A 21506-nucleotide genomic window follows, 5' to 3' on the forward strand; every position below is an offset into this window, starting at 1 on the left:
GCGAATACCCAGTACTCACTGGTTGAGCGCTTTAACCGGTAAACCGCTATCGCAGGCAAGCCAGCTCCCACACTGGACTGTGTTCACACATTTTGATGGGTGAATACATTCAAATGTGGGAGCTGGCTTGCCTGCGATAAGGCCCTAACAGCCGCAGAGAAACCTGGCGACCTTCACCGCCGCAGCCTCCAGATGCTGCTCATGACTAAACCCCGACGCCTTCAAAGGCTTCAAGTCATGATCCCCCGCCACCAGCCACATCACCTCGATGCTCGGCGACAAGTCATACCCCTCCACCGCCGCCCGATTGCCCAGCGCATCCCGCTCGCCCTGCACAATCAACGTCGGCGTCTTCAACCCCGCCAGATGCTCGACCCGTGGCTTTTCCGGCTTGCCCACCGCATAGAACGGATACCCCAGGCACACCAGCCCATCGGCACCCAACTCATCCGCCAGCAAACTGGCCATGCGCCCGCCCATGGACTTGCCGCCAATCGCCAGTTTCCCAGCGACATGACGTCGCACCTCGGCGTACACCTCACGCCAGGCTTCCAGCAGTTTGGGCGCCGGGTTCGGCGGGCGTTTACCGCCGTCCAGCCGGCGCTGGGCCATGTACGGAAACTCGAAGCGCAACACGTTCACGCCATGCCCGGCAAGGCGTGCAGCCATGTCGTTCATAAAGGATGAGTCCATCGGTGCGCCGGCGCCGTGGGCCAGGATCAGCGTCACCGGCGCGTCCTTCGCAACCGTCGACGCGGCATCCCACAACCAGCCCCGCTCCCGCACACACTGCGCCCATTGATCCCCGTCAATACTGGCCTTGTGCTCTTTGCCCATGCTTGCCTCGCTTTTTAGTCTGCCTATAACTCCAGCCCAAGTGCCGCATCTGCTTGGGTTGAACCGTGGATGGGGAACCATGAACACTACTTTAAGTACCGCCTATAACTACAAGGTGGTCCGCCAATTCGCCATTATGACGGTGGTGTGGGGCATCGTCGGCATGGGGCTCGGGGTTTTTCTCGCGGCCCAATTGGTCTGGCCTGCACTCAACTTCGATTTGCCGTGGACCAGCTTCGGCCGCCTGCGCCCGTTGCACACCAACGCGGTGATCTTCGCCTTCGGTGGCTGCGCCTTGTTCGCCAGCTCCTTCTACTCGGTACAACGCACCTGCCAAACCCAGCTGTTCGCGCCGAAGATCGCCGCGTTCTGCTTCTGGGGCTGGCAGTTGGTCATTCTCTTGGCCGCCATCTCCTTGCCGCTGGGCTACACCAGCTCCAAGGAATATGCCGAGCTGGAATGGCCGATCGATATCCTGATCACCATCGTCTGGGTGGCCTATGCCATCGTGTTCTTTGGCACGGTGATGAAGCGCAACACCAAGCACATCTACGTCGGCAACTGGTTCTTCGGTGCGTTCATCATCACCGTGGCCATCCTGCATATCGTCAACAACCTGGAAATCCCGGTCAGCCTGACCAAGTCCTACTCGCTCTACGGCGGTGCGACGGATGCCATGGTGCAGTGGTGGTATGGCCACAACGCGGTAGGCTTTTTCCTCACCGCCGGCTTCCTGGGGATGATGTACTACTTCGTGCCCAAGCAGGCCGAGCGTCCGGTGTATTCGTATCGCTTGTCCATCGTGCACTTCTGGGCACTGATCACCCTGTACATCTGGGCCGGCCCGCACCACTTGCACTACACCGCGCTGCCGGACTGGGCACAATCGCTGGGCATGGTGATGTCGCTGGTGCTGCTGGCACCGAGCTGGGGCGGCATGATCAACGGCATGATGACCCTGTCGGGCGCCTGGCATAAGTTGCGCAGCGACCCGATCCTGCGCTTCCTGGTGGTGTCGCTGGCGTTCTACGGCATGTCGACGTTCGAAGGCCCGATGATGGCGATCAAGACCGTCAACGCCCTCTCCCACTACACCGACTGGACCATCGGCCACGTACATGCCGGCGCCCTCGGTTGGGTAGCGATGATCTCCATCGGCGCGCTGTACCACATGATCCCGAAAATTTTTGGTCGCGAGCAGATGTACAGCCTCGGCCTGATCAACGCGCATTTCTGGCTGGCCACCATCGGCACCGTGCTCTACATCGCCTCGATGTGGGTCAACGGCATCGCCCAAGGCCTGATGTGGCGTGCGGTCAACGAAGACGGCACCTTGACCTACTCCTTCGTCGAAACCCTGGTGGCCAGCCACCCAGGCTTCATCGTGCGGCTGGTGGGCGGCGCCATCTTCCTCAGCGGCATGTTCCTGATGGCTTACAACACTTGGCGCACCGTGCGTTCGGCGCAACCTGCCGAAGTCACCGCTGCCGCGCAGATGGCCTGAGGAGTCGATGATGAAACACGAAACGATTGAAAAGAACGTCGGCCTGCTGATGCTGCTCATGGTGCTCGCCGTGAGCATCGGCGGCCTGACCCAGATCGTCCCGCTGTTCTTCCAGGACGTGACCAACAAGCCAGTGGAAGGCATGAAGCCCTATACCGCGCTGCAACTGGAAGGCCGTGACATCTACATCCGCGAAGGCTGCGTACAGTGCCACTCGCAGATGATCCGCCCGTTCCGCGCCGAGACCGAGCGCTACGGCCACTACTCGGTCGCCGGCGAGAGCGTGTGGGACCACCCGTTCCTGTGGGGCTCCAAGCGCACCGGCCCGGACCTGGCCCGCGTTGGCGCGCGCTACTCGGACGACTGGCACCGCGCGCACTTGTACAACCCGCGCAACGTGGTGCCCGAGTCGAAAATGCCGGCCTACCCGTGGCTGGTCACCGCCGCCGTCGACAGCAGCCACACCGAGACCAAGTTGAAAGTGATGCGCACCCTCGGCGTGCCCTACACCGACGACGATATCAATGGCGCTGTCGCCAGCCTCAAGGGCAAGACCGAGATGGACGCACTGGTGTCGTACCTGCAAGTGCTCGGCACTGCCATCAAGAGCAAGAGGTGAGCCATGGGATTTGAATTCGATGCGGGCACCATCCGCGGCCTCGGCACGCTGGTGGTCGCCATCGCCTTTATCGGCCTGTCGCTGTGGGTGTTCAACAACCGGCGCAATGCGGAATTCGAGCAGGCCCGCCTGCTGCCCTTCGCCGATGAACCTTCTCCATCCGACGCTCAAGAAGAGCCTGCAATAAGGAGCACTCGGCCATGACCCTATTCTGGAGTACATGGATCTGCGTACTGACCCTCGGCAGCCTGATCGGCCTGACCTGGCTGCTGATCGGGACCCGCAAGGGCGAGACCAAGGGCAGTGTCGACCAGACCATGGGCCACGCCTTTGACGGTATCGAGGAATATGACAACCCGCTGCCCCAGTGGTGGTTCATGCTGTTCGCCGGCACCCTGGTGTTTGCGGTCGGCTACCTGATCCTCTACCCGGGCCTGGGCAACTGGAAAGGCGTGTTGCCGGGCTATGAAGACGGCTGGACCCAGACCAAGGAATGGGACAAGGAAATGGCCAAGGCCGACGCCAAGTTCGGGCCGATCTTCGCCAAATTCTCGGCCATGCCCGTGGAAGAAGTCGCCAAAGACCCGCAAGCGCTGAAAATGGGCGGTCGCCTGTTTGCCTCCAACTGCGCGGTGTGCCACGGCTCGGATGCCAAGGGCGCGTTTGGCTTCCCGAACCTGGCGGACAACATCTGGCGCTGGGGCGGCTCGGCCGAAGCGATCAAGACCACCATCCTCAACGGCCGCCACGCGGCGATGCCGGCCTGGGGTGACATGCTCGGCGATGACGGGGTGAAAAACGTCGCGGCCTATGTTCGTCACGACGTGGCCAAGCTGCCCTTGCCGGCCAACAGCACCGCAGACTTGGCAGCAGGCCAGGCGGCGTTCAGCACTACCTGCGTCGCTTGCCACGGTCCGGAAGGCCACGGCATGGAAGCCATGGGCGCGCCCGACCTGACCAAACCGGCCGGCTATATCTACGGCACCAGCCTTGCGCAATTGCAGCAGACTATCCGCCATGGCCGCCAAGGCCAGATGCCCGCGCAGGAAGTGCTGCAGGGCAATGACAAGGTGCACTTGTTGGCGGCCTATGTTTACAGCTTGTCCCACACCGCTGATGGTGCAACGCCAGAAAGCCAGCCTGAGTAACCTCTGAGCTGCTGCCCCACTCTGGGGCGGCAGCTCAACCTAGCTGCGCGACCAAGTGTCGCACCCTTCCAAAGCACACCTTTCCCCCCCTCACTTTCGGGTCTACGCTTGTTCCCACAGCGGACCAATCCTGGCGTACGCAACGACATTCGTTGAGACCCCAAAATTTTCCTGTCCACTCGATCAGCTTTCGATTTCTGATTTTGTCCCTACGCAAAACATGGAAAGGGCGCAGAATCTGGCGTGGAACGCATTGATACAGGTCAGCCATTGCGTTGCAATGGCCCCTCGCTTTCTACATACTTGCGGCCGATTTTACCTATAAAAAAACCTAAACCGTGGAACCTTAGAATGAGCACAGCAATCAGTCCGACTGCTTATAACTATAAGGTAGTCCGCCAGTTCGCCATCATGACGGTGGTCTGGGGGATCCTTGGCATGGGGCTCGGGGTGTTCATCGCCTCGCAACTGGTTTGGCCGGAGTTGAATTTCGGTTTGCCATGGACGACCTTTGGTCGCCTGCGCCCGCTGCACACCAACCTGGTGATCTTCGCCTTCGGTGGATGTGCACTGTTTGCCACCTCCTACTATGTCGTGCAGCGAACCTGCCAGACGCGACTGATCTCCGACAGCCTCGCGGCCTTCACCTTCTGGGGTTGGCAAGCGGTCATCGTGAGCGCCATCGTCACCTTGCCGCTGGGCTACACCACCACCAAGGAATACGCCGAGCTGGAATGGCCGATCGCCATTTTGCTCGCCATCGTGTGGGTGACCTATGCCGTGGTGTTCTTCGGCACCATCGTCAAGCGCAAGACCAAGCACATCTACGTGGGCAACTGGTTCTACGGCGCGTTCATCCTGGTGACGGCGATGCTGCACATCGTCAACCATGCCTCGCTGCCAGTGAACCTGTTCAAGTCCTACTCGGCCTACGCCGGGGCAACGGACGCGATGATCCAGTGGTGGTACGGCCACAATGCCGTGGGTTTCTTCCTGACCACCGGTTTCCTGGGGATGATGTACTACTTCGTGCCGAAACAGGCCGAACGTCCTATTTACTCGTATCGCCTGTCCATCGTGCACTTCTGGGCGCTGATCACCCTGTACATCTGGGCCGGCCCGCACCACTTGCACTACACCGCATTGCCGGACTGGGCGCAGTCCCTGGGCATGGCGATGTCGATCATCCTGCTGGCCCCGAGCTGGGGCGGCATGATCAACGGCATGATGACCCTGTCGGGCGCCTGGCATAAATTGCGCACCGACCCGATCCTGCGCTTTTTGGTGGTATCGCTGGCGTTCTACGGCATGTCGACCTTCGAAGGGCCGATGATGGCGATCAAGACCGTCAACTCGCTGTCCCACTACACCGACTGGACCATCGGCCACGTACACGCCGGCGCCCTCGGCTGGGTAGCGATGATCTCCATCGGCGCGATCTATCACATGATCCCCCGACTGTTTGGCCGCGTGCAGATGCACAGTGTCGCGCTGATCAACACGCACTTCTGGTTGGCCACTATCGGTACCGTGCTCTACATCGCCTCGATGTGGGTCAACGGCATCACCCAGGGCCTGATGTGGCGTGCGATCAACGATGACGGCACCCTCACCTACTCCTTCGTCGAAGCGCTGCAAGCCAGCCACCCGGGCTACATCGTCCGCGCCCTGGGCGGTGCGTTCTTTGCCGCCGGCATGCTGTTCATGGCCTACAACGTCTGGCGCACCGTGCGTGCCTCCGACCCTGCAGAAGCCGAAGCCGCCGCCAAGATCGCCGTTGTGGGAGCCCACTGATGAAGCATGAAGTAGTCGAGAAGAATATCGGCCTGCTGGCCTTCTTCATGGTCATCGCCGTGAGTATCGGCGGCCTGACCCAGATCGTTCCGCTGTTTTTCCAGGACGTCACCAACAAGCCGGTCGAAGGCATGAAGCCGCGCACCGCGCTTGAACTGGAAGGCCGCGACGTCTACATCGCCAACGGTTGTGTCGGCTGCCACTCGCAGATGATCCGTCCGTTCCGTGCCGAAACCGAGCGCTACGGCCACTACTCCGTCGCCGGTGAAAGCGTGTGGGACCACCCGTTCCTGTGGGGTTCCAAGCGTACCGGCCCAGACCTGGCCCGTGTCGGCGGACGTTACTCCGATGACTGGCAGCGTGCGCACTTGTACAACCCGCGCAACGTGGTGCCTGAATCGAAAATGCCGGCGTATCCGTTCCTCGTGGAAAACAAGCTCGACGGCAAGGACACCGCGAAGAAGATGGAAGTCTTGCGCACCCTGGGCGTGCCCTACACCGACGAAGACATCGCCGGTGCAGCCGCAGCCGTGAAGGGCAAGACCGAAATGGACGCACTGGTGGCCTACCTGCAAGGCCTGGGCACCCTCATCAAAAGCAAACGGTGACCTTCATGGATATCGGGATGATTCGAGGCCTGGGCACCGTTGTGGTGATGGTGGCCTTTATCGGCCTGGCGTTGTGGGTGTTCAGCCCCAAGCGCAAGTCGGAGTTTGACGACGCAACCATGCTGCCCTTCGCGGATGATCCCGAAGCCATCAAGCACGTCGAGCAAGCTTCTAGGAGTAACAAAGAATGACTACGTTCTGGAGTCTGTACGTCACAGTCCTCAGTCTGGGTACCATCTTCGCCCTGACCTGGCTGCTGCTGTCGACCCGCAAGGGCCAGCGCACCGAGCAAACCGACGAGACCGTCGGCCACTCGTTCGACGGCATCGAGGAGTACGACAACCCACTGCCGAAGTGGTGGTTCATGCTGTTCGTCGGCACCATCATCTTCGCCCTCGGCTACCTGGCGCTGTACCCCGGCCTGGGCAATTGGAAGGGCCTGTTGCCGGGCTATGCCTACCTCGACAACGACAAGCAAACCCCCTTCGCCAACGGCCAGACCGGCTGGACCGGCGTGCACGAATGGGAAAAGGAAATGGCCAAGTCGGACGCCAAGTTCGGGCCGATCTTCGCCAAATTCGCGTCGATGCCGATTGAAGAAGTGGCCAAGGACCCGCAAGCCCTGAAGATGGGGGGCCGCCTGTTCGCCTCCAACTGCTCGGTGTGCCACGGTTCCGACGCCAAGGGCGCGTATGGCTTCCCTAACTTGACCGACGCCGACTGGCGTTGGGGTGGCGAGCCGGCCACCATCAAGGAAACCATCATGAAGGGCCGCCATGCGGTGATGCCGGCCTGGCTGGACATCCTCAAAGAACAAGGCGTCAGCGATGTGGCCGCGTTCGTGGTCACCAACCTCGACGGCCGCAAGCTGCCCGAAGGCGTGAAAGCCGATGTGGCCAACGGCGAGAAACTCTTCGCCGCCAACTGCGTGGCCTGCCACGGCCCGGCCGGCAAAGGCACCCCCGCCATGGGCGCGCCCGACCTGACCCACCCGGGTGCATTCATCTACGGCTCGAGCTTTGCCCAACTGCAACAGACCATCCGTTGGGGCCGCCAGGGTCAGATGCCTGCGCAGGAGCAGCTGCAGGGGAATGACAAGGTGCACTTGCTGGCAGCGTATGTTTACAGCTTGTCCCATGGGGATAAGAAGGCCGAAGAGCAGTAAAGTCTTGAAAAAAAACGAAGCCCCGTGCAGCGAAAGCTGGCGGGGCTTCGTTGTATCTGGCTCTCGTAACTGTTCAAAACATGAACCCACGACCACTCGTAGCTTGAAGCTTGCCGCGCCCAATAACGAGGTAGTAACGTAACTACATCGAATCCAGCGAAAGGGGAGCCACCCCATGACAATCACCACTATTTCCAGCCGCGCATTCAACCAAGACACAAGTGGTGCCAAAAAAGCAGCCCGCCAGGGGCCGGTTTTTATCACCGATAGAGGCAAGCCAGCCCACGTACTGCTAAGCATTGAGGACTACCAGAAACTGACAGGGCTCAATGCCGACATCGTTGATCTGCTAGTGATGCCAGAAGCGGCCGATATCGACTTCGAAACCGAACGTGCCGTGATCACTCATCGACCTGTGGACCTCTCCTGATGTATCTACTCGACACCAACGTCATTTCCGAACTTCGCAAACCCCACGCCGATGCAAAGGTGGTCGCCTGGGCTAAAAGCGTCAGCGCTCCACGCCTGTATATGTCGGCGATCACACTCAAAGAACTGGAAACCGGCGTCCTGCGCATAGAGCAGCGAGACCCGGCGCAAGGGAAGGTATTACGCACCTGGCTCAAGCGTCATGTCATACCCGCCTTCAATGCCAGAATCCTGCCCATCGATGCAGCAGTAGCGTTGCGCTGTGCACACTTGCATGTGCCAGACCGAGCCAATGAAAGTGATTCATTGATTGCGGCAACCGCTCTGGTCCATGGCCTTACTGTTGTTACACGCAATGTCAGCGACTTTAAATCCAGCGGCGTTCCACTGATCAATCCATGGGACGAATGACCTGCTTACCCACCAAAACCGTCCATACTTCCCAAGTCAATTGATCCAGATCACGTACACCATCAATTGATTTTCCCCAACGCGACCAAAGGTCGCACCCCTTGCACCGCATCGGGGGCGTATCATTAGGCCACTGCAACACCCTTAATTTGACCCCGGTTGGCACGTACTGGCCGAGGCAAATCTCCACCGCCGTGGGATGCAATGATGAGCAACCAGATACCGGTACATGACGTTACCCCGCCTGCCAAAAACGCCAGCAGCACTGTCGACCTCTACGCCTCGCGAGAGAAGATCTACACCCGCGCCTTCACCGGCCTGTTTCGCAATTTGCGCATGCTCGGCGGCGCCGCTCTGTTCCTGCTCTACTTCGGCACCGTGTGGCTGAACTGGGGTGGCCACCAGGCCGTGTGGTGGAACCTGCCAGAGCGTAAATTCTTTATTTTTGGCGCGACCTTCTGGCCCCAGGATTTCATCCTGCTCTCGGGCATTCTTATCGTCGCGGCATTTGGCCTGTTCTTTATCACCGTGTATGCCGGGCGTGTGTGGTGCGGTTATACCTGCCCGCAAAGCGTGTGGACGTGGATCTTCATGTGGTGCGAAAAGGTCACCGAAGGCGACCGCAACCAACGCATCAAGCTCGATAAAGCGCCCATGGGCGCCAACAAGTTCCTGCGCAAATTCAGTAAGCACACCCTGTGGCTGCTGATCGGTTTTGTCACCGGCATGACCTTTGTCGGCTACTTCTCGCCGATCCGCGAACTGGTGTTTGACTTCTTCACCGGCCAAGCCGATGGCTGGTCGTATTTCTGGGTCGGTTTCTTCACCCTCGCCACCTACGGCAACGCCGGTTGGCTGCGCGAACAAGTGTGTATCTACATGTGCCCGTACGCGCGTTTCCAGAGCGTGATGTTCGACAAGGACACCCTAATCGTCTCCTACGATCCGCGCCGTGGCGAGGTGCGTGGCCCGCGCAAAAAAGGCATCGACTACAAGGCCCAGGGCCTCGGCGATTGCATCGATTGCACGATGTGCGTGCAGGTGTGCCCCACCGGTATCGACATCCGCGACGGCCTGCAGATCGAGTGCATCGGCTGCGCCGCTTGTATCGACGCCTGCGACAACATCATGGACAAAATGGAGTACCCACGCGGCCTGATCAGCTACACCACCGAGCACAACCTGTCGGGGCAGAAAACTCACAAGCTGCGCCCGCGCCTGATCGGCTACGCCTTGGTGCTGCTGGCGATGATCGGCTTGCTGGTGGCGGCCTTCTTCATGCGCTCGCTGGTGGGTTTCGACGTGAGCAAGGACCGTGTGCTGTACCGCGAGAACGCCGAAGGCCGGATCGAAAACGTCTACAGCCTGAAGATCATGAACAAGGACCAGCGCGACCACACCTACGTGCTCGACGCTGCCGGCCTGCCCGACCTCAAGCTGCAAGGCCGCCGCGAAATCAAGGTGGCTGCCGGTGATATCGTCAGCATGCCGGTGGAGTTGTCGAGCGCGCCGGAACAACTGCCGTCGAGCACCAACGAGGTGAAATTCATCCTCACCGACGCCGATGACGCCAGCGTCCACATTGAAGCCAAGAGCCGATTCATCGGCCCGCAAGTTCGTTAATCAAGAGAACCGAACAATGTCCGTAGCAACTGCCGCAAGCCCTTGGTACAAGCACCTCTGGCCCTGGATCATCATCGGGATCCTGGCCTGCTCGGTGACCTTGACCCTGTCCATGGTGACTATCGCGGTGAACAACCCCGACAACCTGGTCAACGACAACTACTACGAGGCCGGCAAGGGCATCAACCGTTCCCTGGACCGCGAGCTGCTGGCCCAGACCCTGCAATTGCGCGCCAAGGTGCACCTGGATGAGCTGACCGGTGAAGTCGAAGTGAACCTCACCGGCAACAGCAACCCAGCCACCCTGGAATTGAACCTGATCTCCCCGACCCAGCCAGAGAAGGATCGCAAGATCAACCTGGCCCGCAGTGACAGCGAAACTGGCCGCTACATCGGCCAGGTCACCGACAAGGTCGAGGGCCGGCGCTTTGTCGAATTGCTCGGCGTGGAAGGCGATCGCACCTGGCGTATGTTTGAAGAAGAACTGGTCAGCCACGACAAGGACTTGCTGCTGGGTGATGAACCGTTGCAGGGCGCTGAAGACCTGAAAAAATAAGCCTGCGCTTCGCGCATCGTCGGCAAGCCGGCTCCTACCGCTCGAACGCGATCCCTTGTAGGAGCCGGCTTGCCGGCGATGAGGCCCTCCCAGCCGATTAAGATCCCTAGCCATGACCAGCCCAACTCCGTGCTACCACTGCGCCCTGCCCGTCCCGCCCGGCAGCCGGTTTACCGCCGTGATCCTCGGTGAACACCGCGAACTCTGCTGCCCGGGCTGCCAGGCCGTGGCCGAGGCGATTGTGGCCGGCGGCCTGGAAAGCTATTACCAGCACCGCAGCGAAGCCTCGGCCAACCCTGAGACGCTGCCGGTGCAACTCGTCGACGAGTTGGCACTGTATGACCGCGCCGACGTGCAAAAACCTTTTGTGCGCCACGAGGGCGAGCTGGCCGAAGCCACCCTGTTGATGGAAGGCATCAGTTGCGCTGCCTGTGGCTGGTTGATCGAAAAACACCTGCGCGGCCTGCCCGCCGTGACCGAGGCGCGGTTGAACCTGTCCAACCATCGCTTGCAGGTGCGCTGGGCCGATGGGCAACTGCCGCTGAGCCAGTTGCTCAGCGAGCTGCGCCATATCGGCTACGCCGCCCACCCCTATCAGGCCGACCGCGCTGCCGAGCAACTGGCCGGTGAGAATCGCCTGGCCTTGCGCCAATTGGGCGTGGCCGGGCTGCTGTGGTTCCAGGCCATGATGGCAACCATGGCCACCTGGCCGGAATTCAATATCGACCTGAGCCCGGAGCTGCACGTGATCCTGCGCTGGGTGGCGATGTTTCTCACCACACCCATTGTGTTCTACAGCTGCGCACCGTTTTTCAAGGGGGCGATGCGCGACTTGCGCACCCGCCACCTGACCATGGATGTCTCGGTGTCATTGGCCATCGGCGGTGCGTACCTGGCGGGCATCTGGACCGCGATCACCGGCATCGGCGAGCTCTACTTCGATGCAGTGGGCATGTTTGCACTGTTCCTGCTGGCCGGGCGCTACCTTGAGCGCCGCGCCCGCGAGCGCACGGCCGCCGCCACCGCGCAGCTGGTGAACCTGTTGCCCGCCTCGTGCCTGCGGCTCAAGGCCGATGGCCAGAGTGAACGCATCCTGCTCCCGGAACTGGCACTGGGCGACCGCGTCCTGGTGCATCCGGGCGCTGTGTTGCCGGCGGATGGCGTGATCCTCGATGGCCAATCGAGCATTGATGAATCGTTGCTCACCGGGGAATACCTGCCGCAACCGCGCCAGACCGGCGACGCCGTCACAGCGGGCACGCTGAATGTCGAGGGTGCCTTGACCGTCGAAGTGCGCGCCTTGGGCCATGAAACGCGCTTGTCCGCCATCGTGCGCCTGCTGGAACGGGCCCAGGCCGAGAAACCACGCCTGGCACAAATCGCCGACCGCGCCGCGCAGTGGTTCCTGTTGTGCTCGCTGATCGCCGCCGCCCTGATCGGCTTGCTGTGGTGGGAGCTGGACGCGTCGCGCGCGTTCTGGATTGTGCTGGCAATGCTGGTGGCGACGTGCCCCTGTGCGTTGTCCCTTGCAACACCTACAGCCCTCACCGCCGCCACCGGCACCTTGCACAAACTCGGGTTGCTGCTGACCCGTGGCCATGTGCTGGAAGGACTGAACCAGATCGACACGGTGATCTTCGACAAGACCGGCACCCTGACGGAAGGACGCCTGGCGTTGAGAGCCATCCGGCCCCTGGGCAGCTTGAGCACCGACCTGTGCCTGAGCCTCGCCGCCGCCCTGGAAAACCGTTCCGAACACCCGATCGCGCGCGCCTTTGGTCGCGCCCCGCTGGCCGCCGATGAGGTGCTCAGTTCGCCTGGGCTTGGCCTTGAAGGCCGCGTGGGCGAACGCCTCCTGCGCATTGGTCAACCCGGTTTTGTCTGTGAACTCAGTGGCTGCCCGATTCCTGCCGCACCGGAAGTGTCGGGCCAATGGCTGCTGCTCGGCGACCGCGAAGGCGCCCTGGCCTGGTTCGTACTCGACGACCGCCTGCGCAGCGATGCCCCAGCGTTGCTGGCCGCGTGCAAGGCGCGTGGCTGGCGCACGCTGCTGCTGTCCGGGGACAGCTCGCCGATGGTCGCCAGTGTCGCCGCCGAGTTGGGGATCGATGAAGCCCACGGCGGCCTGCGCCCCGATGACAAGCTGCAAGTGCTGCAACGACTGCACAAGGAAGGCCGCAAGGTGCTAATGCTTGGCGACGGGGTCAACGATGTGCCGGTGCTCGCCGCCGCGGACATCAGCGTGGCCATGGGCACGGCCACCGACCTGGCCAAGACCAGCGCCGACGCGGTCTTGCTGTCCAACCGCCTGGACGCCCTCGTACAAGCCTTTACCCTGGCGCGGCGCACCCGCCGAGTGATCATTGAAAACCTGCTGTGGGCCGGGCTGTACAATGGCCTTATGCTGCCGTTTGCCGCCCTAGGCTGGATCACCCCTATCTGGGCCGCGATCGGCATGTCCCTCAGTTCGTTGACCGTGGTGCTCAACGCCCTGCGCCTGACTCGCCTGCCGAGCGCGCCAGCGGCCCGAGCCCCCTCAGTAACCCGCCCGCTGCCGGTGTGAACCGCGCGGACATGGAGTGCAGATGCCAGCTTTATACGTGATGATTCCGGCGGCGCTGCTGTTAGTGGGCGTGGCCATCTACATCTTCTTCTGGGCCGTGGACAGTGGCCAGTACGACGACCTCGACGGCCCGGCCCATAGCGTGCTGTTCGACGACCAGGACCCGAACCACCTGGCCGGCGTCGAAGAGGCCAACCACCACGAGCAACCGCCCAAAGACCCGCCCCATGCTTGAACTGGCGCCGCTGCTGGTCTCCGCGCTGATCCTCGGCCTGCTCGGCGGCGGCCATTGCCTGGGCATGTGCGGCGGCCTGATGGGTGCGCTGACCCTGGCCATCCCCAAGGAGCAGCGTGGTCGCCGGTTTAAACTGCTGCTGGCCTACAACCTGGGGCGCATCTTCAGCTATACCGCTGCCGGGGTGTTGATCGGCCTTGCCGGTTGGGCAGTGGCGAACAGCCCGGCGGCGATGTTCATGCGCGTACTGGCCGGGTTGTTGTTGATCAGCATGGGCCTGTACCTGGCCGGCTGGTGGAGCGGCCTCACCCGTATCGAAAGCCTCGGACGCGGCCTGTGGCGCTACATCCAGCCAGTCGCCAACCGTTTGCTGCCTGTGTCCAGCGTACCGCGCGCCTTGCTGCTGGGCGCGCTGTGGGGCTGGTTGCCGTGCGGATTGGTCTACAGCACGCTGCTATGGGCAGCGAGCCAGGGCAATGCACTGGACAGCGGGTTGCTGATGCTGGCGTTCGGCCTGGGCACCTGGCCGGTGCTGTTGGCTACAGGCCTGGCGGCTGAGCGGGTGACGGCGCTGTTGCGCAAACGCAGTGTGCGGATGGCCGGCGGCTTGCTGGTGATTCTGTTCGGTATCTGGACATTGCCCGGCCCGCACCAGCACTGGCTGATGGGCCACTAGCGCCCTGCCTCGTAAGTACGATCGTTTTTGACGAGTGGCTGTTGTCGTCAGGCAAGGCGCCGCGACGACTCATAGCTGGCTATGGGGAGGAGCGGCAACGCAGCATGACGGCAACAGACGCCGTCAAAAACGATCAGTACTTGCGAGGCAGGGCGCTCGGCGCCATGTGGCATAGCGCCGCTCCCCGTTGATGCAAATCAAGATGCCATCCCCGCCACGCCCCTAGACTCGGCCCACTAGCCTATCCGGGGGAACGCCCGCATGCTCGACGCCATTCGTTGGGACGCCAATCTGATTCACCGCTACGACATGGCGGGACCGCGCTACACGTCCTACCCCACTGCCGTGCAATTCGACAGCCAGGTCGGCACCTTCGACCTGCTCCACGCCCTACGCGACAGCCGCAAGGCCGTGCGACCCTTGTCGCTGTATGTGCATGTACCGTTCTGCGCGAACATTTGCTACTACTGCGCCTGCAACAAGGTCATCACCAAGGACCGTGGCCGCGCCCAGGCCTACCTGCAGCGCCTGGAGCAGGAGATCCAGCTGATGGCCTGCCACCTCGACCCGAAACAGCCGGTGGAACAGCTGCACTTCGGCGGCGGCACCCCGACCTTTCTCAGCCACGACGAGTTGCGCCAGGTCATGAGTTGCCTGCGCCAGCACTTCAACGTGCTGGATGACGATTCCGGCGACTACGGCATCGAGATCGACCCCCGTGAAGCGGACTGGGCGACCATGGGCCTGCTGCGTGAACTTGGCTTCAACCGCGTGAGCATCGGCCTGCAAGACCTTGACCCCGAGGTGCAACGGGCAGTGAATCGCCTGCAGAGCCTGGAGGAAACCCGTGCGGTCATCGATGCGGCGCGCACCCTGCAATTTCGCTCGATCAATATCGACCTGATCTACGGCTTGCCCAAGCAAACACCGATCAATTTTGCGCGTACCGTGGAAGAGGTAATCAGCCTGCAACCAGACCGCTTGTCAGTGTTCAATTACGCGCACCTGCCAGAGCGCTTCATGCCCCAGCGGCGTATCAACACCGATGAACTGCCCTCCCCGGCGTCTAAACTCTTGATGCTGCAAACCACCATCGAGCAACTGACCCAGGCCGGCTACCGCTACATCGGCATGGACCACTTCGCCCTGCCGGACGATGAGTTGGCTATCGCCCAGGAAGAAGGCACGCTGCAGCGCAACTTCCAGGGCTACACCACCCACGGTCACTGCGACTTGATCGGGCTCGGGGTGTCGGCGATCAGCCAGATCGGCGACCTGTACTGCCAGAACAGCAGCGACCTCAACGGCTACCAGAACACCCTGGCGGGCGCGCAACTGGCCACCAGCCGTGGCCTGGTCTGCACCACGGACGATCGGTTGCGGCGGGAGGTGATTCAGCAGCTGATCTGCACGTTCAGCCTGGCATTCGAGGCGATCGAGCAGGCCTTCAATGTGGATTTTCGCGGGTATTTCGCTGACATCTGGCCACAACTGGAGGCCATGGCCGAGGATGGCCTGATTGAACTCGACGCCCGGGGCATTCGTGTGTTGCCGGCCGGGCGCCTGCTGGTGAGGTCGGTGTGCATGGTGTTCGACGCCTATCTGGAGCACCAGAACAGGCAGCGTTTCTCGAAGGTTATCTAGTCGACTCGCCTTACTTGGCCATGAGGCTCATGGCTTCCATCTGAGCCTCTGGCGGCTGGTCTTTCATGGCTTTGGCCAGTTGGGTCTGGGTGGTTGCCAGCGCGGCCTGCAATGACGTCACATCGCTCTGCAAGCCCGCGACTCTGGCCTGGCGCGCCTCCGGCGTCATCGAGGTATCAGCCATGGCCGCTGCGAGTTCGGCCATCTTGTCTTCGAGTTGTTTCTTGAGCTCACGGATCATCTTCAACAACTGCTTGACGCTGTCGCTCAGGTTGCTGTCGTCGATGTCTTTATTCGCGTCGTTACGGGCAGCCTGCAGACCCGCACCGGAAATTGTCACCGCCACGCCTTCGACCGGCTTGGCGTCAGCCTGCGGTGCCGATGGGTTGCTGGCATCGTCCACCACGGCGTCCTTTTTGAGGTCCGGCATTGTGGGTATGCGAATACTTGAGGGGTTAATACCGCCAATAGAAGCCATGATCCAAACCCTGGATTGTTGAGACATAAGCCTGTATCGACCCTGATACAAAAAGCTTTATACCGCTGGCGGTTTTTTGTACACGCTGGCCTCATCGCCCCCCAGTGCGTTACCCTTACGTCTTATGTGTGTTTTCCCACAAGGATTTAAGAAATGTCCGAGCCAGTTAAACTGCGCGCTCACAGCCAGGCTCATTGCAAGGATTGCAGCCTGGCTCCCCTGTGCTTGCCACTTTCGTTGAATTTGGAAGACATGGATGCGCTGGACGAGATCGTTAAACGCGGTCGCCCGCTGAAAAAAGGCGAATTTCTGTTTCGCCAGGGCGACAAGTTCGATTCCGTTTATGCAGTACGTTCGGGCGCATTGAAAACGTTCAGCCTCAGCGACGGCGGCGAAGAGCAGATCACCGGTTTCCACCTGCCCAGCGAACTGGTGGGCTTGTCGGGCATGGACACCGAGATTCATCCGGTGTCGGCCCAGGCGCTGGAGACCACTTCGGTGTGCGAAATTCCCTTCGAACGCCTGGACGAACTGGCCCTGCAATTGCCGCAACTGCGTCGCCAACTGATGCGTGTCATGAGTCGCGAAATTCGTGACGACCAGCAAATGATGCTGCTGTTGTCGAAGAAGACCGCCGACGAGCGCATCGCGACCTTCCTGGTCAACCTGTCGGCACGGTTCCGTGCCCGTGGTTTCTCCGCCAACCAGTTCCGCCTGAGCATGTCGCGCAACGAAATCGGCAACTACCTGGGCCTTGCAGTGGAAACCGTGTCCCGCGTGTTTACGCGCTTCCAGCAGAACGCACTGTTGGCCGCCGAAGGCAAGGAAGTGCATATCCTCGACCCTATCCAGCTGTGCGCGCTGGCGGGCGGCTCGCTCGAAGGTTAAGAGAAGGATTGATCCAGACACCTGCGGCCGCGCCAATTGCCGAGGCCGCAGGTATACTTCGAGTCCGTTTCCAGCCCCAGGACTCTTCGACGATGACCTTCGATTCGTTCGACATCAAATCCCTGATCCGCCCCGTCATCGACTTCCCCAAGCCTGGGGTGATCTTCCGTGACATCACGCCCTTGTTCCAATCGCCCCGCGCCCTGCGCTTGGTGGCGGACAGCTTTGCCCAGCGTTATGTCGAAGCCGATTTCACCCATATCGGCGCAATGGATGCGCGGGGCTTCCTGATCGGTTCGATCATCGCTTACCAACTGAACAAGCCGCTGATCCTGTTCCGCAAGCAGGGCAAACTGCCCGCGGACGTGCTGGCCGAGGGTTACCAGACCGAGTACGGCGAGGCTTTCCTGGAAGTGCACGCCGACAGCCTGTGCGAGGGCGATTCGGTGTTGATGTTCGATGACCTGATCGCCACTGGCGGCACCCTGATCGCGGCGGCGAACCTGGTGCGACGTATGGGAGCGAAGATCTTCGAAGCGGCGGCGATTATTGATCTGCCGGAGCTGGGTGGGTCGCAACGCCTGGAGGACATGGGGATTCCGACGTTTTGTTTGACGCAGTTTGCGTTGACTGAACAGTAACGGTCGCCTGGGCCGGCCTCATCGCGGGCAAACCCGGCTCCCACAGGTGATCGCCTTCACCGATATGAATGTGTGAGCCCAATCAAATGTGGGAGCCGGGCTTGCCCGCGATGAGGCCCGCAAGAGCAACGCAAATCACAACCCCATCTGCTTACTGATGATCTCGTTCATCACTTCACGCGTCCCCCCGCCAATCGACAGGATGCGGTTATCCCTATACAGCCGCTCCACCAGGTTGCCGCGCATATAGCCCTGCCCACCGAGAATCTGCACCGCGTCGTAGGTGACGCGGTCGGCGGTGTCAGTGGCGAGGTTCTTGGCCATGGAAATCTCCTTGATCACGCTGAGGCCGGCCGCCATTTTCGCCGCCTGGCGGTAGGTGAATTCGCGGGAGACTTCCACGGCGGTGGCCATCTCTGCCAGTCGATGCTTGATCACCTGGAACTTGCCGATGGGCTTACCGAAGGCTTCGCGCTGGGCGGCCCATGCAAGGCTTTCCTCCAGGGCCAACTGCGCGGTCATGTTGGCCATCAGGGCCAGCGCCAGGCGTTCGCTCTGGAAGTTACCCATGATGCAGGCAAACCCCATGTTCTCCGCGCCGATCAGGTTGCCGACGGGCACCCGGCAATCGTCAAAGAATAATTCAGCCGTGTCCGACGCCCACCAGCCCATTTTCTTCAGGGGCTGGCCGACAGTGAAACCCGGCGTGTCTTTTTCGATCAGCAGCAGGCTGATGCCGGCAAAGCCCGGCCCGCCGGTACGCACGGCGACGGTGTAGAAATCGGCGCGGATACCGCTGGTGATGAAGGTCTTGCTGCCGCTGACGCGGTAATGGTCGCCGTCGCGGATGGCGCGGGTTTGCAGGCTGGCGACATCAGAGCCGCCACCCGGCTCGGTGACCGCCAGGGCGATGATCTTTTCACCGGCCAGGACCTGCGGCGCCACGCGCTCGCGCACCTCGGGCCGGGCCCATTTGACGACCGGTGGCAGGCCGATATCCAGCGAACCAAGCCCGGCGACCACACCACCAGAGCCACAACGCATCAGCTCTTCACTGGCCGCAACCTTTGCGAACAGGTCACCTTCATGGCTACCGCCCAAGGCTTGCGGATAACCGATGCCGAGGATCCCCACAGCGCCGGCCTTGAGGTACAGCTCGCGCGGAAAGCTCTGCGCCTCCTCCCACTGCTCGATGCCCGGCAGCAGCTCGCGCTCGACAAAGCGACGCACGCTGTCGCGGACCAATTGGTGGCTGGGGTCGAAGTAGTCCTGGTAGGCAGACATCGGCAAGCTCCATGGCGAGATGGAGCGAAATTACCAAGCGCTTGCTTGGTTATCAAGACATGTACACCTTTTGCCAACAACACGACACTAATGTGGGAGCGGGCTTGCCCGCGAAAGCGCTGGAACAGTCAATACATCTGGTACTGAAAGACCGCTTTCGCGAGCAAGCCCGCTCCCACACTTTGTCCGGCGGTGAACCTTAAAGGGCGATCGGTTTGCGGCCGGCGAAGGAGTGCGCCAGCGTGCCACCATCGACCAACTCCAACTCGCCGCCCAGCGGCACACCGTGGGCAATACGCGAAGTGATCAAGCCTTTGTTGGTCAGCAGTTGAGCGATGTAATGCGCGGTCGCCTCACCTTCCACTGTCGGGTTGGTGGCCAGGATCACTTCGGTAAAGGTGCCCTGTTCTTCGATGCGCGTCACCAGCTGTGGAATGCCGATGGCCTCCGGGCCCAGGCCGTCCAGCGGCGACAGGTGGCCCTTGAGCACAAAGTAGCGCCCGCGATAGCCAGTCTGCTCCACCGCATACACATCCATCGGTCCTTCCACCACGCACAGCAGCGTGTCGTCACGGCGCGGGTCGGCGCATTGCGGGCAGAGTTCTTCTTCGGTCAGCGTGCGGCACTGGCGGCAGTGGCCTACCCCGGTCATGGCCTGGCTCAAGGCCTGGGCCAACCGGGTGCCACCGCTGCGATCACGCTCAAGCAGTTGCAGCGCCATGCGCTGGGCGGTTTTCTGGCCCACGCCCGGCAATGTGCGCAGGGCGTCGATCAGTTGGCGAATCAGGGGGCTGAAGCTCATGGGCAATGGTCCGACAAAACAACGAGACGCGGTTTATACCCGCGCCCCGGATTAGCGTCAAATCCTCAATCCTGCGCGACGCGCACCACCAACTTGCCGAAGTTGCGCCCTTCCAGCAAACCGATAAAGGCCTCGGGTGCCTGCTCCAGACCGTCGACCACGTCTTCGCGGAACTTGATCTTGCCGTCGCGCACCCACGGCGCCATGGCGCTGAGGAACTCGGGCTGGCGGTCACCGTAGTCGTCGAACACGATAAAGCCCTGGATGCGCACGCGCTTGGTCAGCAGCGTTCGTTGCAGCGCCGGCAACCGGTCGGGACCGCTGGGCGCTTTATGGGCGTTGTAGCCGGCGATCAGCCCGCACAGTGGAATGCGCGCCTTGGGATTGAGCAGCGGCACCACGGCGTCGAACACCTTACCGCCGACGTTTTCAAAATAGATATCGACGCCTTTGAAGCACGCCAGCGCCAGATCATTGGCAAAGGTCGCGCTCTTGTGGTCGACGCAGGCATCGAAGCCCAATTCGTCCACCACATAACGGCACTTGTCTGCGCCACCTGCTATCCCGACCACGCGCAAGCCCTTGAGCTTGGCCACCTGCCCCACCACCGAGCCCACTGCGCCGGACGCCGCGGCCACCACCAGGGTTTCCCCGGCCGTGGGCTGGCCAATGTCCATCAGGCCCATGTAGGCGGTCATGCCCGGCATGCCCAGCACACCCAAGGCCATGGACGGACTGGCCAGGCCATTGGGCACCGGCATCAGGTTACGACCGTCGGAGATGCTGTGGCTTTGCCAGCCGGTGGAGCCGACCACCAGGTCGCCCACTTCGAATTTCGGATTGCGCGACTGTTCGATGCGACTGACAGCGCCACCGGTCATTACTTCGTCGATTTCCACTGGCGCCGCGTAGGACGGTGCGTCGCTCATACGTCCGCGCATGTAGGGGTCGAGGGACAGGTACAGGGTTTTCAGCAGGACTTGGCCGTCTGCCAACTCCGGCAGATTCACACGCTCCAGGCGGAAATTTTCCGGGGTGGGTGCGCCCTGCGGGCGTGAGACCAGGACGATGCGCTGGTTCAGGGTCGGTTCTTGAGGCATGAAGGGGCTCCTTTATCCAAATCCATCGGTATAGGGTGCAGACCATGCGTGCGGTGCCAGGGTTCGATCCGATTGGCACAAACAAAAATGCCAGGCACGGGGCCTGGCATTGGAGTCTAGCTAACGCTCGTCGATCAGAACGGCAGCTTCATGCCCGGTGGCAGTTGCATGCCAGCGGTGACACCGCCCATTTTTTCCTGGCTGTTGGCTTCGATCTTGCGCACGGCGTCGTTGACGGCCGCGGCGAACAGCGCCTCGAGCATTTCCAGGTCATCTTCGCCAACGCCCGGCAGGACGCTTGGGTCGATGCTTACACGCTTGATGTCGTGACGACCGGTCATCACCACGCTGACCATATCGCCACCGGCTTTACCGGTGACTTCGGCGTTGGCCAGTTCTTCCTGCATCTTGGCCATCTTTTCCTGCATCTGCTGCGCCTGCTTCATCAGGCCGGCCATGCCACCTTTCATCATGGGAATCACCTCAAAAGTACGTGGATCA

General features: G+C 61.5%; 24 protein-coding genes. 18 read left to right on the forward strand and 6 right to left on the reverse strand.

Annotated features, from left to right (window positions below; all coding sequences use genetic code 11):
* Positions 1 to 144: 144 nt before the first annotated feature.
* A complete protein-coding gene (locus KHP07_RS12725; RefSeq protein WP_078049706.1) occupies positions 145 to 837 on the reverse strand; it encodes an alpha/beta family hydrolase in 693 nt (230 codons plus the stop codon).
* A gap of 79 nt (positions 838 to 916) precedes the next feature.
* On the opposite strand from KHP07_RS12725, the gene ccoN (KHP07_RS12730) reads away from it, so the two are divergent.
* From ccoN (KHP07_RS12730) to hemN, 16 genes are all read left to right on the forward strand, one after another.
* Positions 917 to 2341, forward strand: coding sequence for a cytochrome-c oxidase, cbb3-type subunit I (gene ccoN, locus KHP07_RS12730; protein WP_099493583.1), 1425 nt, complete (start codon positions 917 to 919; stop codon positions 2339 to 2341).
* 10 nt (positions 2342 to 2351) lie between these two features.
* Positions 2352 to 2960 (forward strand): cytochrome-c oxidase, cbb3-type subunit II, encoded by a 609-nt coding sequence (gene ccoO / locus KHP07_RS12735; protein ID WP_003193159.1) that lies wholly within the window; start codon positions 2352 to 2354, stop codon positions 2958 to 2960.
* A 3-nt stretch (positions 2961 to 2963) separates the two neighbouring features.
* A complete protein-coding gene (locus KHP07_RS12740; RefSeq protein ID WP_010208563.1) occupies positions 2964 to 3164 on the forward strand; it encodes a cbb3-type cytochrome oxidase subunit 3 in 201 nt (66 codons plus the stop codon).
* Entirely contained in the window at positions 3161 to 4108 is a 948-nt protein-coding gene (gene ccoP, locus KHP07_RS12745) for a cytochrome-c oxidase, cbb3-type subunit III (RefSeq protein WP_099493584.1), read from the forward strand. The genes KHP07_RS12740 and ccoP (KHP07_RS12745) overlap by 4 nt, the downstream gene beginning before the upstream one ends.
* 351 nt (positions 4109 to 4459) lie before the next feature.
* A complete protein-coding gene (gene ccoN / locus KHP07_RS12750; protein WP_028617468.1) occupies positions 4460 to 5902 on the forward strand; it encodes a cytochrome-c oxidase, cbb3-type subunit I in 1443 nt (480 codons plus the stop codon).
* Entirely contained in the window at positions 5902 to 6510 is a 609-nt protein-coding gene (ccoO, locus tag KHP07_RS12755; protein ID WP_025854274.1) for a cytochrome-c oxidase, cbb3-type subunit II, read from the forward strand. The genes ccoN (KHP07_RS12750) and ccoO (KHP07_RS12755) overlap by 1 nt, the downstream gene beginning before the upstream one ends.
* A 5-nt stretch (positions 6511 to 6515) precedes the next feature.
* Positions 6516 to 6701: a CcoQ/FixQ family Cbb3-type cytochrome c oxidase assembly chaperone gene (locus KHP07_RS12760; protein ID WP_016775513.1), complete on the forward strand. Its 186-nt coding sequence runs from the start codon at positions 6516 to 6518 to the stop codon at positions 6699 to 6701.
* Positions 6698 to 7675, forward strand: a complete 978-nt coding sequence (gene ccoP, locus KHP07_RS12765; protein WP_078049709.1) for a cytochrome-c oxidase, cbb3-type subunit III — start codon at positions 6698 to 6700, stop codon at positions 7673 to 7675. The genes KHP07_RS12760 and ccoP (KHP07_RS12765) overlap by 4 nt, the downstream gene beginning before the upstream one ends.
* A 175-nt stretch (positions 7676 to 7850) precedes the next feature.
* Positions 7851 to 8105 (forward strand): type II toxin-antitoxin system Phd/YefM family antitoxin, encoded by a 255-nt coding sequence (locus KHP07_RS12770; RefSeq protein WP_099493585.1) that lies wholly within the window; start codon positions 7851 to 7853, stop codon positions 8103 to 8105.
* Positions 8105 to 8515 carry a type II toxin-antitoxin system VapC family toxin gene (locus tag KHP07_RS12775; protein ID WP_214497287.1) on the forward strand — a complete coding sequence of 137 codons (411 nt, stop codon included), beginning with the start codon at positions 8105 to 8107 and terminating at the stop codon, positions 8513 to 8515. Before KHP07_RS12770 ends, KHP07_RS12775 begins: the two co-directional genes overlap by 1 nt.
* 207 nt (positions 8516 to 8722) lie before the next feature.
* Positions 8723 to 10138, forward strand: coding sequence for a cytochrome c oxidase accessory protein CcoG (gene ccoG / locus KHP07_RS12780; RefSeq protein ID WP_214497288.1), 1416 nt, complete (start codon positions 8723 to 8725; stop codon positions 10136 to 10138).
* Positions 10139 to 10154: 16 nt separating this feature from the next.
* The gene (locus tag KHP07_RS12785; RefSeq protein ID WP_078049713.1) at positions 10155 to 10694 is read left to right on the forward strand and encodes a FixH family protein; all 540 of its coding nucleotides are present in this window, start codon (positions 10155 to 10157) and stop codon (positions 10692 to 10694) included.
* A gap of 112 nt (positions 10695 to 10806) precedes the next feature.
* The gene (locus KHP07_RS12790; RefSeq protein WP_214497289.1) at positions 10807 to 13257 is read left to right on the forward strand and encodes a heavy metal translocating P-type ATPase; all 2451 of its coding nucleotides are present in this window, start codon (positions 10807 to 10809) and stop codon (positions 13255 to 13257) included.
* Between the two features lie 22 nt (positions 13258 to 13279).
* Complete coding sequence (gene ccoS, locus KHP07_RS12795; RefSeq protein ID WP_078049715.1) at positions 13280 to 13492, forward strand: cbb3-type cytochrome oxidase assembly protein CcoS; 213 nt, start codon at positions 13280 to 13282, stop codon at positions 13490 to 13492.
* Positions 13485 to 14168 carry a sulfite exporter TauE/SafE family protein gene (locus tag KHP07_RS12800; RefSeq protein ID WP_078049716.1) on the forward strand — a complete coding sequence of 228 codons (684 nt, stop codon included), beginning with the start codon at positions 13485 to 13487 and terminating at the stop codon, positions 14166 to 14168. Before ccoS ends, KHP07_RS12800 begins: the two co-directional genes overlap by 8 nt.
* 261 nt (positions 14169 to 14429) lie before the next feature.
* Complete coding sequence (gene hemN, locus KHP07_RS12805; RefSeq protein ID WP_214497290.1) at positions 14430 to 15812, forward strand: oxygen-independent coproporphyrinogen III oxidase; 1383 nt, start codon at positions 14430 to 14432, stop codon at positions 15810 to 15812.
* A gap of 10 nt (positions 15813 to 15822) precedes the next feature.
* On the opposite strand, the gene KHP07_RS12810 is transcribed toward hemN, so the two are convergent.
* Positions 15823 to 16290: a hypothetical protein gene (locus KHP07_RS12810; protein WP_078049718.1), complete on the reverse strand. Its 468-nt coding sequence runs from the start codon at positions 16288 to 16290 to the stop codon at positions 15823 to 15825.
* A gap of 153 nt (positions 16291 to 16443) precedes the next feature.
* Here KHP07_RS12810 and fnr point away from each other — a divergent pair, with 153 nt between their 5' ends.
* Positions 16444 to 17178: a fumarate/nitrate reduction transcriptional regulator Fnr gene (gene fnr, locus KHP07_RS12815; protein WP_015885309.1), complete on the forward strand. Its 735-nt coding sequence runs from the start codon at positions 16444 to 16446 to the stop codon at positions 17176 to 17178.
* 92 nt (positions 17179 to 17270) lie between these two features.
* Positions 17271 to 17819, forward strand: a complete 549-nt coding sequence (locus tag KHP07_RS12820) for an adenine phosphoribosyltransferase (RefSeq protein WP_025854263.1) — start codon at positions 17271 to 17273, stop codon at positions 17817 to 17819.
* A gap of 135 nt (positions 17820 to 17954) precedes the next feature.
* Here KHP07_RS12820 and KHP07_RS12825 read toward each other — a convergent pair whose 3' ends face one another.
* The 4 genes from KHP07_RS12825 to KHP07_RS12840 all read right to left on the reverse strand — a co-directional run bounded on the left by KHP07_RS12825 (position 17955) and on the right by KHP07_RS12840 (position 21478).
* Positions 17955 to 19103, reverse strand: a complete 1149-nt coding sequence (locus KHP07_RS12825; RefSeq protein ID WP_214497291.1) for an acyl-CoA dehydrogenase family protein — start codon at positions 19101 to 19103, stop codon at positions 17955 to 17957.
* Positions 19104 to 19302: 199 nt separating this feature from the next.
* Positions 19303 to 19905, reverse strand: a complete 603-nt coding sequence (gene recR / locus KHP07_RS12830) for a recombination mediator RecR (RefSeq protein ID WP_078049720.1) — start codon at positions 19903 to 19905, stop codon at positions 19303 to 19305.
* A 65-nt stretch (positions 19906 to 19970) separates the two neighbouring features.
* Positions 19971 to 21005, reverse strand: a complete 1035-nt coding sequence (curA, locus tag KHP07_RS12835; protein WP_214497292.1) for an NADPH-dependent curcumin/dihydrocurcumin reductase — start codon at positions 21003 to 21005, stop codon at positions 19971 to 19973.
* A gap of 134 nt (positions 21006 to 21139) precedes the next feature.
* The gene (locus KHP07_RS12840) at positions 21140 to 21478 is read right to left on the reverse strand and encodes a YbaB/EbfC family nucleoid-associated protein (RefSeq protein WP_003175481.1); all 339 of its coding nucleotides are present in this window, start codon (positions 21476 to 21478) and stop codon (positions 21140 to 21142) included.
* Between the last annotated feature and the right edge of the window lie 28 nt (positions 21479 to 21506).

Source organism: Pseudomonas sp. VS40, assembly GCF_018587885.1.
In the GTDB taxonomy this organism is placed as follows: Bacteria; Pseudomonadota; Gammaproteobacteria; order Pseudomonadales; family Pseudomonadaceae; genus Aquipseudomonas; species Aquipseudomonas pergaminensis.